A 17,278-nucleotide genomic window follows, 5' to 3' on the forward strand; every position below is an offset into this window, starting at 1 on the left:
ATTTTCCGCAGGCGTCGGGTCGAGTCTCACCGCAACGCCGGCAGAGGACTTCCAGGCCCGGGCACGGCGCACCGCTCATTCTTCTGATGTAGCGCTGGTTCACCGTAACGGTACCGGGATCAACGAAGCGGTATCGCGACCGGCCGCTGTACCTCGATGCGGGACACCGTCATGCCCGCGCAGGCGGGCAGGCGAGGAGTGGAAAGGTGCCGGACACCCGTTCGCGCGGATCTCGCCTCCGTGTGGCGCGGAACAACACTGGACACCCGCCTGCGCGGGTGTGACGGAGAGGGGGCGGTGGATTTTCCGCAGGCGTCGGGTCGAGTCTCACCGCAACGCCGGCAGTGGACTTCCAGGCCCGGGCACGGCGCACCGCTCATTCTTCTGATGTAGCGCTGGTTCACCGTAACGGTATCGGGATCAACGAAGCGGTATCGCGACCGGCCGCTGTACCTCGAAGCGGAACACCGTCATGGCCGCGCAGGCGGGCATCCAGCGGCGAGGAGTGGAAAGGTGCCGGACCCCCGTCTGCGCGGATCTCGCCTCCGTGTGGCGCGGAGTGGAACGGTACTGGACACCCGTCCGCGCGGATGACCTCGACGTGGCTGTGGCGTGGACAACACAGGACATCCACGCCTGCGCGGGTGTGTCGGTGAGGTGGCGAGGAACAACACTGGATGCCGCCTGCGCGGTGCGCCGCGAGTCAGGGACGGGTGCGCGCGTAGCTGACGCGCTCGTGGCCGCCGAGGTCGCGGGTGCTGGCGGCGTCGACCAGTCCGGCCGCCCGCATCAGGCCGCGAACCGCCGCGCCCTGGCTGAAGCCGTGTTCCAGCAGCAGCCAGCCGCCGGGGACCAGATGCGCGGCGGCACCGGCGACGAGCACGCGGATCGCGTCGAGGCCGTCGCGGCCGGAGACCAGCGCGGACGCAGGTTCGAAGCGCAGGTCGCCTTCGCCGAGATGGGGGTCGTTGCTGGCGATGTAGGGCGGATTGCTGGCGATGGCATCGAAGCGTGTCTCGCCGGCCAGTGCCTGGTACCAGTCGCCAGGACGGAACACCACCTGCGACAGTCCCAGGCGCTCGGCATTGCCGCGCGCGACCGCGAGCGCGGCGCTGCTGGCGTCGCTGGCCAAGACGTAAGCCTGCGGGCGTTCCCGGGCAACGGACAGCGCGACGGCACCCGAGCCGGTGCCGAGATCGGCAAGGCGCGCGCCTGATCGCTGCGGCAGGCGCCGCAACACTTCCTCGACCAGCGTTTCGGTGTCGGCGCGCGGAATCAGCACGTCCGGCGTCACCTTCAGCGGCAGCGACCAGAACTCGCGCTCGCCGGTGAGGTAGGCAATGGGTTCGCCCTGCGCGCGACGCTGCAGCCAGTCCATGAAGCGCGGCAGCCAGCCCGATTCCGCCAGCGCATCGTCATGCGCACGCAACCAGGCGCGACTGCGACCGCTGGCGGCGGACAGCAGCACCTCGACATCCGCCGCGCCGTCAGCGCCTGGCAGCCGCTGGCGTCCCAGCCGTCGAAGCTCGGCTATCGTGACGGGCGTGGTGCCGGTCATGGCGCAGGCGCGGCGGGCGGCTCAGCGCAGCCAGCCGCGCGCGTCGAGCCAGTCGACGATGGCCAGCGCCTGCGTGCGCGGGTCGCCGCCGCCGGCGTCGATGCGCAGCTCGGGATTTTCCGGCGCCTCATAGGGATCCGAGATGCCGGTGAACTGCTTGATCTCGCCGCGGCGGGCCGCCGCATACAAACCCTTGCGGTCGCGTGATTCGCAGACTTCCAGGCTGGTGGCGACATGCACTTCGCAGAAACCGCCGTGCGCTTCACTCATGCGCCGCGCCTGCGCGCGTGGTCCGGCGAAGGGTGCGATCGGCGCGCAGACGGCGATGCCGCCGTGGCGGACGATTTCACCCGCCACCCAGCCGATGCGCGTGATGTTGGCGTCACGGTCCTCGCGCGAGAAGCCCAGGCCCTTGGACAGGTGCTTGCGCACCTCGTCACCGTCAAGCAGCGTCACCGGTCGGCTGGAACGCTCCAGCATGAGGCTGATCAGCGCCTGCGCCAGCGTCGACTTGCCGGCGCCGGACAGACCGGTGAAGAACACGGTGAATCCCGGTGGACGGCCGGCAGGGTGGCGCTCGCGCAGCACCTTTACGATGTCCGGGAAGGTGAACCATTCCGGGATCGCTTCCCCGGTATGCAGGCGACGGCGCAGCTCGGTGCCGGAGATGTCGCGGATCACGTCGGCGGCGGTTGCTTCGTCGGCGCCGATATAGGTGTCGCGATTTTCGGCGTAGACCATGGCCTGGAATGGCACCATCTCGATGCCCAGTTCATCGGCATGGCGCGCCAGCAGTTCCTGCGCGTCGTAGGGACCATAGAACGGCTTGCCGTGGCTGTCATTGCCAGGCCCGGCGTGGTCGCGACCGACGATGAAGTGCGTGCAGCCGTGGTTCTTGCGGATGATGGCATGCCACACCGCTTCGCGCGGGCCGCCCATGCGCATGGCCAGCGGCAGCAGGCTCAGCATCGCCAGGCCGTCGGGATAATGCGGCAGCAGCGCCTGGTAGCAGCGCACGCGTGTGTAGTGGTCGACATCGCCGGGTTTGGTCATGCCCACCACGGGATGGATCAACAGCTTCGCGCCGGTGCGTCCGGCGGCGCGCAGCGTCAGTTCGCGATGCGCGCGATGCAGCGGATTGCGGGTCTGGAACGCGACCACGCGCGACCAGCCTTCGGCCTTGAACTTCCCGCGCAGCGAGCGCGGTGTGTCGCGCAGGCCGACGAAATCGTAATGGCCGGGCAGCTGGATGCCCTCCAGCGTGCCGCCGACATAGAACGGATGGCTGCGGTCGAGCAGCTGCGCCACCGCCGGGTGGGCGCGGTCGGTGGTGCCGAAGACGGCCTGCGCTTCCGCCTCGCGTTCCGGCTGCCAGATGTCGCCGACGGTGAGGATCGCCAGCGGCGTATTGTCGGTATCGCGCAGTGCGATGCGTGCGCCCGGCTGCAGGCGGCCGGCGAAGTCTTCGCTGACGTCCAGCGTGATCGGCATCGGCCACAGCGTGCCGTCGGCCAGGCGCATGGCGCGCAGCACCGACTCGTAGTCGGCCCGGCCGAGGAAGCCGGCAAGCGGCGAAAAGCCGCCGTTGAGCAGCAGTTCCAGGTCGCAGCGCTGGCGTTCGGTCAGGTCCCAGGCCGGCAGCGACGCGGCTTCGAGGCGGAGCTGGTCGGCGCGTTCGGGCGACGCCAGCAGTTCACACAGGCGGCCGCCGTGCGGCGCCGGAAGGTCGGTCATGGGAATGTCCGGTCAGGCGAAAATGTGTGCGGCTAGTTTAGCTGCAGGCGTCCTGCGGCCACGGCCGGGCGGCGCGGCCGCGTTTCGATGGCAGACAGGCACCACCGTGCGGCGCCCGTGCCTGTGTTCGTGTGGGGCGGTCAGCGGCGCGCCAGCAGCTCGCGGTGCTCGCGGGCGATGGCGCGCCAGCCGATGTCGCGGCGCAGCTGTTTGCCGGGGAAGTGGATGCGGTCGGCGATGGCCAGCGCGTGGTCGCGGGCGGCGAGCACGGTGTCGCCGAGGGCGCAGACAGTGAGCACGCGGCCTCCGGCGGTGACGGCATTGCCCAGGCCGTCCGGGCGCGTGCCGGCGTGGAAGACCTTGCCCTGGCGCAGGTTGTCGGTGACATCGAGGCCGCCGATGACATCGCCGGTGTCGACGGTGCCGGGATAGCCGCCGGCCGCCAGCACGACGCCGACGGCCTTGCGCGGATCCCAGTCCGCCTGCACGCCGGCGAGGCGATGGTCGAGCGCGGCGTTGAGCAGTTCGACCAGATCGCTGCGCAGTCGCATCATGATCGGTTGCGTTTCCGGATCGCCGAAGCGCACGTTGAATTCCAGCACCTTCGGCGTGCCGTCGCGCATCACCATGACGCCGGCATAGAGGAAGCCGGTGAAACGGCGGCCTTCGGCGGCGAGCCCGGCCAGCGTCGGCCGGATGACCTCGTTCTCGATGCGTTCGGCGATCTCCGGCGTGACCACCGGCGCCGGCGAGTAGGCGCCCATGCCGCCGGTGTTCGGCCCGGTATCGGCCTCGCACAGCCGCTTGTGGTCCTGCGAGCTGGCCATGGCGACGAACGCCTCACCGTCGGCGACGACGATGTAGCTGGCTTCCTCGCCATCGAGGAATTCCTCGACGACAACGCGCGCGCCGGCCTCGCCGAGCACGCCTTCGAAACAGTCGTGCAGCGCGTCTTCGGCCTGCAGCAGCGTGGTGGCGACGGTGACGCCCTTGCCGGCCGCCAGTCCGTCCGCCTTCACGACGATGGGCACGCCGCGCTCGCGCACATAGGCCAGCGCCGGTTCCAGCGCATCGAAGATCGCGTAGTCGGCAGTGGGAATCCTGTGGCGGGCCAGGAAGTCCTTGCTGAAGGCCTTCGAGGCTTCCAGCTCGGCTGCGGCGGCGTCGGGACCGAAACAGCGCAGTCCGGCGGCGCGGAAACGATCGACGATGCCGGCGGCCAGCGGTGCTTCCGGCCCGACCACCGTCAGGTCGACGCCTTCTTCCCGCGCCAGCGCCAGCAGGCCGTCGAGATCGGTCGCCGCCACGGCGGCATTGCGCAGTCCGGGTTCGCGCGCGGTGCCGGCATTGCCGGGCGCGACGATGACGTCGTCCACCTGGGGCGACTGCGCCAGTTTCCAGGCCAGCGCATGTTCGCGGCCACCGCCGCCTACGACCAACACCTTCATCGGCTTCGTCCTCGCGCCCGATGGCGCATGCGGAAAACAGGGGCCTGCAGCGTGCGGCGCGACGCGCCGGTATTTTCGGCGCAGCGCCGGCCGGCGGCCACAACTTCGCCATTGTACGCCGCGAGGTCGCCGCTGCCGCCCTTCGACGATGCGGGCGCGTGGCCAGCGGCTCGCCCTGCGAACGCGGGCCCCGTTCCGGCGCGGGCGCGAGCCGCAGCCGGCGGACGTCGGCTGCGGGTCATGGATTCGCCGAGCTCACCTGTGACCGCCAGGGGCGGGGTCGACAGCCGACCGCTGGCGTATCCGCCTTCGAGATGGTGGACATCCTCGTCTGAGCTCCCACCGGGCCATTGCAGGCGCGACCGTGCCGCCCGGTCCGGTCGCCATCGCCGGCGCAGACGGGTGCGACCAGTGCAGGACATCGGGGCGGGCCGAGCGGGCCGGAACGCAAGCCGATGCAACGCCGATGTCCGTCCGTCGTGGCGCGATGGCCTCGGAAACGTGACCGGTCGCAACGCATCGCATCGAACGCAACAGCCAGGTCAGGGCGGGAACGTACGCCTGCGGCGTAGAGGCGTCGGGCTCGAAGTGACCCGCATGGTATAGTCCAGCGCCCAACGCCGACCGCCGTCGGCTACAAGCAAACGACTGATTCCATGGACAAAGCCGAGCAGCTCAAGCAGGCCGCACTGGACTATCACCGGGCCGATCCGCCGGGCAAGATCCGGGTCGCGCCGACCAAGGCACTGGTCAGCCAGCGCGATCTTTCGCTGGCCTATTCGCCGGGAGTCGCCGCCGCCTGCGAGGCGATCGTCGAGGACAGCAACGCCGCCTCGCAGATGACCGCCCGCGGCAACCTGGTCGCGGTGATCACCAACGGCACGGCGGTGCTTGGCCTCGGCGACATCGGTCCCCTGGCCGCCAAGCCGGTCATGGAAGGCAAGGGCGTGCTGTTCCAGAAGTTCGCCGGCATCGATGTCTTCGACATCGAGCTCGCCGAGCGCGATCCCGACAGGCTGGTCGATATCGTCGCCGCGCTGGAGCCGACCTTCGGCGGCATCAATCTCGAGGACATCAAGGCGCCGGAGTGCTTCATCGTCGAGCGCAAGCTGCGCGAACGCATGAAGATCCCGGTGTTCCACGACGACCAGCATGGCACCGCGATCATCGTCGGTGCCGCGGTCATGAACGCGCTGGAGGTGGTCGGCAAGGACATCGGCGCCGTGAAGCTGGCGACCGCCGGCGCCGGCGCGGCCGGCATCGCCTGCCTCGACATGCTGGTCGCGCTGGGCCTGAAGCCGGAAAACATCCTCGCCTTCGACCGCGGTGGCGTGCTGCACCATGAGCGGACCGACCTCGACCCCGACAAGCAGCGCTACGCACGCACCACCGATGCCCGCACGCTGGCCGAGATCGTCGCCGGCGCCGACGTGTTCCTGGGCCTTTCCGCCGGCGGCATCCTGACGCCGGACATGGTCGCGACCATGGCCGACAAACCGGTGATCCTCGCGCTGGCCAATCCGACGCCGGAGATCCTGCCGGAGCTGGCCCGGCAGGTCCGTCCCGACTGCATCATCGCCACCGGCCGCAGCGACTACCCGAACCAGGTCAACAACGCGCTCTGCTTCCCGTACATTTTCCGTGGCGCGCTGGATGTCGGCGCGACGACCATCAACGAGGCGATGAAGCTGGCCTGCGTGAAGGCCATCGCCGCACTGGCGCGACTGGAATCCTCGGACATCGCCGCCAGCGCCTACGGCGGCGAACCCTGCAGCTTCGGACCCGATTACCTGATCCCGCAGCCATTCGATCCGCGCCTTCTGGTCGAACTGGCGCCGGCGGTGGCGCAGGCCGCCATGGATTCGGGCATTGCCAGCCGTCCGATCGACGACATGGACGCCTACCGCGACAAGCTGTGGCAGTTCGTGTTCCGCACCGGGCTGATGATGAAGCCGGTGTTCACCGCCGCGAAGCGCGACCGCAAGCGCGTGATGTATGCCGAGGGCGAGGAAGAGGTCACCCTGCGCGCACTGCGCACCATTGTCGACGAGGGCCTGGCCTGGCCGATCCTGGTCGGTCGTCCGGCGGTCATCGAACGGCGCATCGAACGTCTCGGCCTGCGCCTGCGCGCAGGTCGCGACTTCGAGATGGTCAACATCGACGATGATCCGCGCTTCAACGAGTACTGGCAGCTCTACCATTCGATCATGCAGCGCAAGGGCGTGACGCCGGCGGTGGCCAAGGCCATCGTGCGCACCCGCGCCAGTGCGGTCGCCGCGCTCGCCCTGCGCAAGGGCGATGCCGATGCCATGATCTGCGGCCTGGTCGGCCGCTACCAGAAGCGCGTGCGCTACGTCACCGACATCCTTGGCCTGGACGAGGGCGTGCATGCGCCGGCGGCGGTCACCGCGGTGATCAACTCCAAGGGCACGTTCTTCTTCCTCGACACGCATGTGCAGGTCGACCCCGATGCGCAGCTGATCGCCGAAAGCACGCTGCTGGCGGCCGAGCGCATCCGCTGGTTCGGCATCGAGCCGAAGGTGGCGCTGCTGTCGCATTCCAACTTCGGCAGCCACGCCGACGCCAGCGCCTCGAAGATGCGCCAGGCGGCGGCGCTGTTGCGCGATCGGGCGCCGGACCTCCAGGTCGAAGGCGAGATGCACGGCGATGCGGCGGTGGACGAGGCGATCCGCGAGCGACTGTTCCCCAACTCGGTGTTGAAGGGTTCGGCCAACCTGTTCGTGATGCCGAACCTGGATGCCGCGAACATCGCGCTCAACCTGGTGCGCAGCCTCACGGACGGCGTGGTTATCGGGCCGATGCTGCTCGGCGTGCGCGGGGCCGCCCATGTACTGACGCCGTCGGCCACCGTGCGCCGCATCGTCAACATGACCGCGCTGGCCGCGGTCGATGCGCAGCAGCGCGTCAGCCAGCAACGCGCGCTGGATCTTTGAGTGGTGGGCGACAGGCTGCACGGGGCGGCGCCCTGAGCGGCCGCCCGCCAGCGGGCTGGGGCCAGGCCGGCCGATTCCCGGCCCCCGGTTCCTGTAAACCTGCGGGCGTCTGACGTATAGTCGCCACGGCATAGTCGCCAGCCTGCCGAGGGGAGTTGGGGGAGAGGCGGTCAGGTGGAACGGTCTGCGCCTCGCGCGCAACGGACCCGCATGACGCCAGACATGGGAGTGTCTGGCGGCGGTTCGCATCCAGGTCGTCCACTCGCAAGACCGACGTGCAACGTTGATACCGGGCCAGCCTTCAGCGGCAGTGCCCCGGGCTCCTGGCAGCCATTGCATGGATGCTGGCGTTCACGGCCTTGTGCCTGAAAGGCACAGGCCACTTCCCGCGAATGGGAATGCGCAAGTCATCAGTTCCGCCACCGCGGACGGCCGCTCAGGCCGTTGTCGCCCCGCTGCACGGATCCGCGCCGTGCCAAACCCCTGGACAGACGCCGCTTCCGGCCCCCGGATGCTGTGTGCTCCTGCTGCGCCGAGCGGCAACGTCGATCATCAATGTGACCGGGTTACAAGGAGGTTTCCTGCCATGAAAGTGATGTCCGAAGTCCGGGCCGGCCACGGCCTGTCATTCCTCTGGCCATGGTTCCTGATCGTGCTGGGGCTGTGCCTGGCTTTGTCCGGTGGGCGCAGCGCGAACGCGCAGTCGGTGGTCGACGAATTCCGCGTCGACAGCAATGGGCCGGTGAACGTGGTTCTCGCGCAGCCGGATGGCCAGTTGCTGGTCGGCGGCCAGTTCACGACATGGAACGGGCAGGTCCTGGGCAGCCTGGGGCGCCTGATTCCGGATGGCAGCCGCGACGCCACATTCGCCCCTGGCATTGTCGGGGAGGTGTACAGCGTCGCCCTGCAGCCGGATGGCAAGGTGCTGGCGGCGGGCGCCTTTACCCAGGTTGCGGGTGTGGCGCAGGCGGGACTGGTCCGGCTCGATGCCGATGGCAGCCTGGATGCCACCTTCATGCCGGTCGTCAACGGACCCGTCCATGTGGTGGTGATCCAGACTGATGGCGGTGTGCTGGTCGGTGGCGATTTCTCGCAGGTGAACGGCGTGGCGCGAGCGAACCTGGCGCGTCTCCATCCGGACGGCACGCTGGATCCCGCGTTCATGCCCGATGCCAACGGACGCGTGCTGGCGATGCTGGTACTTGCCGATGGTCGCATCGTTGTCGGCGGCGAGTTCACCCAGATCGGCGGTGAACCGCGAAGCCGCGTGGCGCGCCTGCATCCCAATGGCAGTGCCGACGCCACCTTTGCCGCCGATGCCGACCAGCCTGTGTTGGCCATGGCACTGCAAATCGATGGCGGGCTTGTCCTTGCGGGCGAATTCACCGAGCTGGGCGGTGTGCCCCGTGCCCGGCTGGCACGGCTGCACAGCGATGGCAGTGTCGATGCCGCTTTCTCGACGGGTGCTGATCAGGCAGTCCGAACGGTGAGTGAGCTGGCCGATGGCAAGCTGGTCGTGGGCGGCGATTTCACCCAGGTGGCGGGGCAGGTGCGCAATCGCATGGCGCGTCTGAACCACGATGGCAGCCTCGACGCCAGTTTCAGTCCGTCGTTCAACGCTGCGGTGCGGGCAACGACAGTTCAAGCCGATGGCAAGGTCGTCGTGGGCGGCCTGTTCACGCAGTCAGGCGGGCAGTCCAGACCGCACCTGTTGCGCCTGGCGGCTTCAGGCGGCGTTGAGCAGACATTCCAGGTCGGCACGGACAGACGGGTCAGCAGCCTCGCCGTCCTGCCCGGTGGCCGAGTGCTGATGGGTGGCGAGTTCTCTGTGGTGGCCGGCCAAGCGCAAACGGGCATTGCGCGACTGAATCCGGAGGGCGGGCTCGACACAACGTTCAGTACTTCGGTCAGCGGCAGGGTCAATGCGCTGGCGGTGCAGCCCAACGGTAAGGTTCTGATCGGCGGCTCCTTCATGTCAGTGGGCGGTATCCCGCGCCTCAACCTCGCGCGATTGAATGCGGATGGCAGTGTGGATCCGAGTTTTGTCGCCGACGCCTACGGCGGCGAGGTGTTTGACGTGGCCTTGCAGCCAAACGGCAAAGTAATCGTGGTCGGCCTGTTCACCACCATCAACGGCCAACATCAGCGCGGTATAGCGCGACTGAATCCGGATGGGAGTCTGGAACCGGGTTTCTGGAACTGGAACATCGAGGGCAGCATCCACGCCGTGGCTGTGCTAGAGGATGGCGCGATTCTGATCGGTGGCAGCTTTTACAAAATCCATTACACGTTTATTAATGGTCTTGCGCGAATCAAGCCTGATGGTAGTTTTGACTTCGAATACGATCCGAAACTGAACAGCGGAGCCTATGCTTTCGCCAGGCAACCGGATGGCAAAGTTCTGGTCGGCGGCCTGTTCTCCAGCGCCTTTGGCCAGTCCCGACAGGCATTGTTGCGTTTGAACGCGAACGGCAGTCTGGACACCTCGTTCACCAGTCCATTGAGCAGCGGACAGGTCGAGGCCATCGCCCTTCAAATGGACGGGAAGGTGCTGGTCGGCGGCTCTTTCGCTGGAGTGGGTGGGCAGGCCCGAACCAATCTCGTCCGACTCCACCCGGATGGCAGCCTGGACAGTTCGTTTGCGGCCGATACAAACGGAATGGTGCGGGACATCGCCCTGCAGACCGATGGAAAGGTGGTGCTGGGTGGTGAATTCACCACGGTGCAGGGCGTGCCGCGTTCGCGGATCGCTCGCCTGAGCATCCCGGATGCAGCCGTTCAGCGTATTGATGAGACGTTCGACCGCTGGCAGCTGCGCTGGATGCGGGCCGGCGCCGGCCCTGAGCTGGAAAAGGTGTGGTTTGAGCGCTCCGACAATGGTGCCCAGTACAGCTTCCTGGCGGACGCCGTTCGCATCGACGGCGGCTGGTCGGCACCGTTGCCGGCACGGTTGCCCAAGGAGCAGAGCCTATGGCTGCGCGCGCGCGGCAGCGTCGCCGGTTCAATGCATCAGTCCGTGCGGATGTACCACCACCCACTGCTGCACAAGGTGACCGTCCGCTCCCAAGGCGGAGGCACTGCGGGACCCGCGCAGCAGACCGTCAACGACGGCGCGCCGGTGACGTTCACCGCGATTCCGGATGCCTGGCACAACGTATCGGTCACCGGTGATACCTGTTCGCCGGTGGCCAATGGCGACGGCAGCTGGAGCGTGTCCGCCGTCACCGATGACTGCGTGATCAGCGTCCAATTCAGTCCGTTTCAGTACACCGTGAGCGTCAGCACGGAGGGCAACGGCACCGCATTGCCGGTGTCGCAACAGGTCGATCACGGCAACCAGGCCGTGTTCTCGCTGCCGCCGGCGACGGGCCACTACGTCGCATCGGCGACCGGTGACACCTGCACCGTGAGTGCGATCGGCAACAATCAATGGCAGACCTCGGACATCACCGAAGACTGCGCCATCGCCGTGACGTTCCTGCGGCGGCAGTACACCGTCACTGCCCAGTTCACCGGCAATGGTTCCGTGTCGCCGCTGGTCCAGACCATTGCCCATGGTGACCCTGCCGTCTTCACCCTGCTGCCGGACCCCAACCATCGGGTGTTATCGGCTGTCGGCGACACCTGCGCGTTGGTCGACAACGGAGACGGCACATGGGTCACTGGCGGCATCGCCGCCGACTGCGCGATCTCCATCAGCTTCGATATCAACCGGTACACACTGAGTGCGACGGTTACGGGTCCGGGAACGGTTTCGCCGACCGTGCAAACGGTTCCTCACGGCGGGTCGGCGTCGCTGTCCACGATGACCACTCCCGGACACCAGCTCGTCGCCTTCTCTGGCGACACCTGCACCCCGGTATCAACCGGCACCTCCACCTGGGCCGTGTCGAACGTGATCGACGACTGTGGCCTCGTGGCCGTATTCGACGTCGCGCGTTACACGGTCACCGGTCTGGCCATCGGTCAGGGTGTGGTCGATCCCGGCTCGCAGACGGTGCTTCATGGCGGTGAGGCAACCCTGACGGTTGCGGCAGCACAGGGCCATCACCTGGTCTCGGTCATCGGCGACACCTGCACACCGGTCGATCAGGGCGGCGGCAGCTGGAAGGCTGCGACTATCACCGCCGCCTGCACCATCACCGCGACCTTCGCCGCCGACCCGATCACCGTGACCGCCGTCTCAACCGGCCCCGGCAGCGTTTCGCCAGGCACGCAAGTGGTGGACTTTGGCAGCACGGCGCTGATCACCGTGCTGCCGGACAGCGGCTATCAGGCAGCCGCGGTGAAGGGCGATACCTGCAGCCTGTCCGACCAGGGCGACGGGCTATGGAGGACCTCGGTACTGACCGGAGACTGTGCAATCACCGTCACCTTCGCCCTCAGCACCTATCCGGTCACGGTGGACATCATTGGCGAGGGCGCGGTGACGCCCACATCGCAGGCGGTGCCGCATGGCGGAACCGCCACGCTCGCGGTGACGCCGGCCGCCGGGCACTATCTGGCAACGCTGAGCGGTGACACCTGCAGCGTTCAGGCCAGCGGCAGTGGCAGCTGGGGCACCGGCGCGCTGACCGCGGCCTGCCATCTCACGGCGACCTTCCATGCCGCGCGGACCGATGGCTGCTTCGTGCGCGCCACCGCCACCGGCGCCGCGGACGGCACGTCCTGGCATGACGCCTATGTGTCGCTGCAGCCCGCCCTGGCGGATCCTGGCTGCCACCGCATCCACATTGCCGCCGGCCACTTCCGTCCAGTGGACCCGGTGGACGCGGACGCTGTCACACCGGGCGAGCGGGCCGCGACGTTCCTTGTCGACCGCAGTACCCAGCTGCTCGGCGGCTATCCGCCCGCCGGCGGCACGGCTGCCGAGCGTGACCCGGGCCGCTTCCCGACCGTTCTTTCCGGCGACCTGGACAGCAACGACCTCGGCGAGTCAGGCATCACGGGGCATTTCACCGACATTCGTGGCGACAACAGTTTCCATGTCGTCACCATCGATGCGCCCGGCGGCGTGGTGGCGCTGGATGGTCTGGTGATCAGCGGTGGTCTGGCCGATGAACGCAGTGGCGGGCGCGACTTCGGGGCCGGCATCCATCAGCACGCGGGAAGCAGCGCGCTGTCGCGTGCGCGGCTGCTTGGGCATCAGGCCTATCGCGGCGGCGCCGTCTTTGTGGCAGCGGGTGACCTCACGCTGATCGAGTCCGAGGTGGCCGGCAATTACGCGGCCGAATACGGTGGCGCCGCGTTCGCGGGTGCCGGCGACGGTCAGCCCGCGGCGCTGGCGCTGGAACAGGTCACGGTCTCTGCCAACGCCGCCGGCGTGCAGGGCGGCGGCGTGTTCACCGGCGCCGGCAGTCTGCTGAGCCTGGACTACGTCACCGTGACCGGCAACGAGGCACCTGCAGGTGCCGGGCTCCATCATGCCGGCGAGCAGGCGATGCTGACCGCCAGCGTGTTGGCCCTCAACACGGGCGGCGACTGCGAGTGGGTGTCGGGCGACCTGCTGGTGGAATTCAGCCTGGTCGGTGACGGCGGTTGTGACGTGCTGCCCGGGGCGAATGGCAACCTGGTCGGCGAACCGGACCTGCAGAGCCTGGGCGGCTACGGCGGTCCGACCCGCACGCATCTGCCGCGTGCGGACAGCCCGCTGATCGACGCCGTGCCCTGTAGTCCGGCGACCGGTTTCACCGACCAGCGCGGCGTGATTCGACCCCAGGGCGATGCCTGCGACATGGGCGCCGTGGAGCGGGAGGCCGTGCCTGGCGACCGCATCTTCGCCCATGGATTCCAATCGTGACACCGCGTGCCCTCCGGACGAGGCCGGGCCGCATGCCGACGTGCATGCGGCATGGCCATTGCCGGCAGGGGCGCTGACCGTTAGCCTCACCCGACGCATGCCTTCTCCCCCACATTCTGTTGTTGCCTGCCCGAGAGCCGCTCATGTCCGCCACGTTTCGTTTCATCGCTGTCCTGACCACCGTGCTGCTTGCCGGCCTGGCTCTGCTGGTGGTTTTCGACCTGCTGCCGCTGGAGCGGCTGGGCGCCTACGCCGCGCGCATCGTCATCGCCGGCGTGATCCTGGTGTTGGCCGCCGGCCTGCTGTCGATGCTGTCGCGATCGCGCGGTCCGTGATCGTCGCCACACACTGATTGCCGGCTGATTCACGCCGGCCGCGTGCGCTGCATCGCGGCCGCTTTGACCGTGGCCGGGAGTCTGGCCCACGACCGCGGCTGAGAACGTTGTCGAATACGTGCCGGAGTGCGCAGCCGGCGGCGATCGGAGGCTTTTCCGGCCCGATTTGTGGCAAGAAACTGAACAGGTGACTCGTGCGCCCCATTCAGCTAGAATTAACGCTTTCCCCCCGCCGGCGCCCGGCGCCGCGGGCGGTCGAACCTGCATTCCTAGTAGTCAAAGCAAGCCCCGATTCGAGCCGCGGTGTTTCCAAGCACGCCGCGGCTTCTTTTATTCCGGGCTTCGTCCTGCCGCCTGTGGCGGTGTAGTGGCCGGTTGCGCACTGGCCGCAGCACCGGGCCTGGCCTAGGCTGCCGGCTTCTCCAATGGAGTGGCCAAGATGCGCGGATTCCTGTCGATCCTGATTGCCTGCACGCTGCTTGCCGGATGCGGCGACGGCGAGCGTGCCGCGCCCGCAGCCGGCGAAACGGCGGCGCCAGCGCCGGCGGCCACCGCTGCGGCGCTGGCCGCCGAGCTGGCGCAGCTGTATGAGCAGCACTTCGAGGAATCGCTGGAGCTGAACCCGATGCGTTCCACCTTCCTCGGTGAGCGCCGCTACAACGACCGCTTCGAGAACATGCTGTCGCCGGAACACCGCGCCCGCCAGCAGGCCAGCGCGCAACGCTGGCTGGAACGTGTGCAAGCCATCGATCCATCGTCTCTGGAAGGGCAGGACCGGCTCAGCTACGACATGTTCGTGCGCGATCGCCAGCGCGAACTGGAGGGATTCCGCTTCCCCGGCCACCTGCAACCGGTCAACCAGTTCTACAACATCACCTCGATGTTCGCGACGCTGGGTTCGGGCATGAATGCGCAGCCGTTCCGCAACGTCGAGGACTACGACAACTGGCTCAAGCGCGCCGGCCACTTCCCCGAACTGGTGGACCAGGCCATCGCCAACATGCGCGAAGGCATGGCCAGCGGCATCGTGCAGCCGCGCGTGCTGATGGAAAAGGCGCTGCCGCAGATCACCGCGCATGTCGTCGACAACGTCGAGGACAGCATCTTCTGGAAGCCGGTGCAGGCGATGCCCGACGATATCCAGGGCGCCGACCGCGAGCGCCTGCAAGCGCAATACCGGGCGCTGGTCAGCGATACCCTGGTGCCCGGCTACCGCAAGCTGGCGCAGTTCATCGAAACCGAATACATGCCGGCCACCCGCGAGACCGTTGGCATGGCGGCCCTGCCCAATGGCCGCGACTGGTACGCCTACCAGGTGCGCAGCATCACCACTACCGACCTGACGCCGGAGCAGATCCACCAGATCGGCCAGGACGAGGTGAAGCGGATACTGGCTCAGATGGATGCCGTGCGCGAACGCGTCGGCTTCCAGGGCAGCCGCGAGGAATTCTTCAAGTTCACCGGCAGCGACCCGCAGTTCTTCTTCGCCACCGAGCGCGAGCTGCTCGACGGCTACGAAGCCATGCGCGGCACGATCGGGCCGACGCTGGACCGCCTGTTCGAAACCAAGCCGAAGGCGCCGTTCGAGATCCGCGCGGTCGAAGCGTTCCGTGCCGCGTCGGCGTCGGCGGCCTCGTACCAGCGCCCGAGCGACGACGGCTCGCGTCCGGGCGTGTTCTTCGTCAATACCGCGCACCTCGAGGCGCGGCCGAAGTGGGCGATGACGGCCCTGTACCTGCACGAAGCCGAGCCCGGCCACCACTACCAGCTGGCGACGCAGCAGGAGCTGGCCGAGCTGCCGCGTTTCCGTCGCTTCGGCGGCTACACCGCCTACACCGAAGGCTGGGGCCTTTACGCCGAATCGCTCGGCGAGGAGCTCGGCGCCTACGAGGATCCCTACCAGTATTACGGCCGCCTCGCCGCCGAGCTGTGGCGTGCGATCCGCCTGGTCAGCGACACCGGCCTGCATGCCCTGGGCTGGACGCGCGAGCAGACGCTGGCGTTCATGCGCGCCAATTCACCGGAGCCGGAAGAGCGCATGGTCGCCGAGGCCGAGCGTTTCATGGCCATCCCCGGCCAGGCGCTGGCCTACAAGATCGGTGAGCTGAAGATCCGCGAGCTGCGCACCCGCGCCGAAAAGGCGCTGGGGGAACGCTTCGACGTCCGCGCCTTCCACACGCAGGTGCTGGAAGACGGTGCGCTGCCGCTGGACGTGCTGGAGGCGAAGATCGACCGCTGGATCGCCAGCCAGCAGTCCTGACGACTGACGGCCGCCGCGCAGGAATGCCGCGGCGGCTTCATTCCGGTTCCACGATGTCGTAGCCGGCCTCGCGCAGGGCCTGCAGCATTCCGTTTTCGCCCAGCAGCGTCGTCATCGACAAGTAGGCGAAGGTATCGGCATGGGTGGCGAGTGCCGCTTCAGCCGCCGCCAGCCACGCGGCACGCATCTTCTTCTCGATGTCCGCCATGCCGGTCTCGGCCAGCGCCTGCGCATTGCCCAGCGCTTCGGCACAGGCGCCCAGGTGGTTCGGTGCCGGCAGCGACTGCAGCGCCTCGATATCACCGATGGCCCAGGCATTGGCACGCTGGCGCATGGCGCCCAGGTCCGTCTCCAGCCGTGACAGCGTCAGCTCGAAACAGGCGAGGTCATCAAGTGTCTCGCCGGAGAACTCGCGAAGGATCTGTCGGGGTGCGTCAAGTTCCAGCGTGATGCGCGGCCGGATTTCTTCCAGCGCCAGTCGCCGGGCCGCCCTGAGTAGGGTTTCGCTGGCGACCGGCTTCCGGTCCAGGCCGATGGCATCCAGTGCCCTGGCATACAGCTCCTGCGCCGCGAACAGTGGCCGGAAGCGTTCCACCTTGCGGTTGCGCGGCATGTAGCGCGCTTTCAGCGGCAGCCAGCGTGCATGCAGGTCCGGCGGCAGGACGTCCTGCAGGCGTGCATTGTCCGGATTGCGCCGCACGCGCAGCGCCGCCGGCAAGAGCATCATGCCGCGTACCATGCCGATGTCCGTATCGACCAAAGGCGGCCGCAGCAGGGCCTGGCACTGTTCCAGTATCGCCAGGACCGGCTCGGCATGCCATTGCATCCGGCGCGGCAAGGGCGACTGGGTGCCGAGGATCCACAGCGAACGACCGTCGCGATGCACGCGCCACATGCCCGGCCCGAACTGCACGCCTTCGGCCAGGACCTCGACCGTGTCGAGGACCGTCATGTCGACATCCGCCGTCGTCGCTGGCCGCGGCGGCGATCCGGTGATTTCCGCCATCGCCGCAGGCGCGCCCATCAGCGCGAAGCCGGCGAGCAGGCCTGCCGCACGCAGGGTCCAGGCTCTTTTCCGCATCGTCACTTCCCATTTACTGATCAGTCAGAAATATAGGCGACACTTGGATGCCCGAAGAACGAGCGCACCAGGTCGGGCCGGAGCTTGATGTCGGACAGTTGCGCATGG

At 68.0% G+C, this 17,278-nt stretch carries 8 protein-coding genes; 4 read left to right on the top strand and 4 right to left on the bottom strand.

What is annotated here, in order from left to right; genetic code table 11:
• Positions 1–703: 703 nt before the first annotated feature.
• The 3 genes from prmC to purD form a co-directional block, all read right to left on the bottom strand.
• Positions 704–1,558, bottom strand: a complete 855-nt coding sequence (gene prmC, locus EDC25_RS12070) for a peptide chain release factor N(5)-glutamine methyltransferase (protein WP_123522966.1) — start codon at positions 1,556–1,558, stop codon at positions 704–706.
• Positions 1,559–1,579: 21 nt separating this feature from the next.
• Positions 1,580–3,292 carry a bifunctional sulfate adenylyltransferase/adenylylsulfate kinase gene (locus EDC25_RS12075; RefSeq protein WP_123522965.1) on the bottom strand — a complete coding sequence of 571 codons (1,713 nt, stop codon included), beginning with the start codon at positions 3,290–3,292 and terminating at the stop codon, positions 1,580–1,582.
• Between the two features lie 140 nt (positions 3,293–3,432).
• Positions 3,433–4,740, bottom strand: coding sequence for a phosphoribosylamine--glycine ligase (purD, locus tag EDC25_RS12080; RefSeq protein ID WP_123522964.1), 1,308 nt, complete (start codon positions 4,738–4,740; stop codon positions 3,433–3,435).
• 656 nt (positions 4,741–5,396) lie between these two features.
• On the opposite strand from purD, the gene EDC25_RS12085 reads away from it, so the two are divergent.
• From EDC25_RS12085 to EDC25_RS12100, 4 genes are all read left to right on the top strand, one after another.
• Positions 5,397–7,694, top strand: a complete 2,298-nt coding sequence (locus EDC25_RS12085) for an NADP-dependent malic enzyme (protein WP_123522962.1) — start codon at positions 5,397–5,399, stop codon at positions 7,692–7,694.
• 586 nt (positions 7,695–8,280) lie between these two features.
• Positions 8,281–13,494 (top strand): choice-of-anchor Q domain-containing protein, encoded by a 5,214-nt coding sequence (locus tag EDC25_RS12090; protein WP_164484174.1) that lies wholly within the window; start codon positions 8,281–8,283, stop codon positions 13,492–13,494.
• Between the two features lie 143 nt (positions 13,495–13,637).
• Positions 13,638–13,829, top strand: a complete 192-nt coding sequence (locus EDC25_RS12095) for a hypothetical protein (protein ID WP_123522960.1) — start codon at positions 13,638–13,640, stop codon at positions 13,827–13,829.
• Between the two features lie 439 nt (positions 13,830–14,268).
• Positions 14,269–16,089: a DUF885 domain-containing protein gene (locus tag EDC25_RS12100; protein WP_123522959.1), complete on the top strand. Its 1,821-nt coding sequence runs from the start codon at positions 14,269–14,271 to the stop codon at positions 16,087–16,089.
• Positions 16,090–16,126: 37 nt separating this feature from the next.
• On the opposite strand, the gene EDC25_RS12105 is transcribed toward EDC25_RS12100, so the two are convergent.
• Positions 16,127–17,170, bottom strand: a complete 1,044-nt coding sequence (locus tag EDC25_RS12105) for a TraB/GumN family protein (protein ID WP_123522958.1) — start codon at positions 17,168–17,170, stop codon at positions 16,127–16,129.
• Positions 17,171–17,278 lie beyond the last annotated feature (108 nt).

The organism is Pseudofulvimonas gallinarii, from assembly GCF_004343305.1.
Classification (GTDB): Bacteria; Pseudomonadota; Gammaproteobacteria; order Xanthomonadales; family UBA2363; genus Pseudofulvimonas; species Pseudofulvimonas gallinarii.

Bases quoted from the DNA above. Each gene is read 5' to 3' on its own strand.
- prmC (WP_123522966.1), bottom strand. From the start codon at position 1,558: ATGACCGGCACCACGCCCGTCACGATAGCCGAGCTTCGACGGCTGGGA.
- EDC25_RS12075 (WP_123522965.1), bottom strand. From the start codon at position 3,292: ATGACCGACCTTCCGGCGCCGCACGGCGGCCGCCTGTGTGAACTGCTG.
- purD (WP_123522964.1), bottom strand. From the start codon at position 4,740: ATGAAGGTGTTGGTCGTAGGCGGCGGTGGCCGCGAACATGCGCTGGCC.
- EDC25_RS12085 (WP_123522962.1), top strand. From the start codon at position 5,397: ATGGACAAAGCCGAGCAGCTCAAGCAGGCCGCACTGGACTATCACCGG.
- EDC25_RS12090 (WP_164484174.1), top strand. From the start codon at position 8,281: ATGAAAGTGATGTCCGAAGTCCGGGCCGGCCACGGCCTGTCATTCCTC.
- EDC25_RS12095 (WP_123522960.1), top strand. From the start codon at position 13,638: ATGTCCGCCACGTTTCGTTTCATCGCTGTCCTGACCACCGTGCTGCTT.
- EDC25_RS12100 (WP_123522959.1), top strand. From the start codon at position 14,269: ATGCGCGGATTCCTGTCGATCCTGATTGCCTGCACGCTGCTTGCCGGA.
- EDC25_RS12105 (WP_123522958.1), bottom strand. From the start codon at position 17,170: ATGCGGAAAAGAGCCTGGACCCTGCGTGCGGCAGGCCTGCTCGCCGGC.